This window comes from Clostridium fessum, from assembly GCF_027698965.1.
Taxonomy (GTDB): Bacteria; Bacillota; Clostridia; order Lachnospirales; family Lachnospiraceae; genus Otoolea; species Otoolea fessa.
This window is the reverse complement of sequence record NZ_JAQEQF010000023.1, coordinates 300-568: the sequence shown is the minus strand read 5'-3', so window position 1 is coordinate 568 and position 269 is coordinate 300. Positions and strand designations below refer to the sequence as shown.

Annotated in this window: 1 tRNA gene; it reads right to left on the bottom strand. The window is 43.5% G+C overall.

The window, feature by feature from the left end:
- Positions 1-170 precede the first annotated feature (170 nt).
- Positions 171-243 (bottom strand) — tRNA-Ala (locus PG862_RS14320).
- Between the last annotated feature and the right edge of the window lie 26 nt (positions 244-269).

Genomic DNA, 269 nt, shown 5'->3' with positions numbered 1-269 from the left:
ACTTTGTATCAGATTTTCAATATGCAGTTTTCAAGGTACATTGCGAAAACAAAATGTTTCGAATGCGTTGAAAGCTTGCTTTCATAAGCCTTCGTAATGTTTTGTTTTCATAACGTGCCTGTACGTGAGTGAGGAAACTTTGTTTCCGAACTGCAATGTACAGTCACGAATGGAGATGGAGAGATTCGAACTCTTGACCCCCTGCTTGCAAGGCAGGTGCTCTCCCAACTGAGCTACACCCCCATAATGAATCCGGCATCCACCTGCTT